This is a genomic window from Pseudomonas sp. 2822-15 (assembly GCF_002742515.1).
GTDB lineage: Bacteria > Pseudomonadota > Gammaproteobacteria > Pseudomonadales > Pseudomonadaceae > Aquipseudomonas > Aquipseudomonas salomonii.
Genome location: NZ_LJRY01000028.1, coordinates 1 through 229, shown reverse-complemented (window position 1 = coordinate 229; position 229 = coordinate 1). Strand labels below are relative to the sequence as shown.

Annotated in this window: 1 protein-coding gene; it reads right to left on the bottom strand. The window is 35.4% G+C overall.

Annotated elements, in window-relative coordinates:
• On the bottom strand, positions 1 to 229 hold a 229-nt coding region (locus tag AOA59_RS00095), incomplete at both ends, for a DNA topoisomerase (protein WP_256592983.1).

The window sequence follows — 229 nt, the reverse complement described above, 5'->3', positions numbered from 1 at the left end:
ATATATACCTTCATAAAACCAGGAAATTTTAATTTTGAACCTGTCGCCCTAAAGGTAACACCATTATTTTCTATGTCAACGGACATAGTATCTAAAATAGCTGGAGCCATTTGACTTGCTACAAGCCTTTCCCAGATCAATTTATATAATCTCAATTGATCTCTACTTAGATAAGACTTCACTGTTTTTGGATCTAGCATCACTGAAGTTGGACGAATTGCTTCATGGG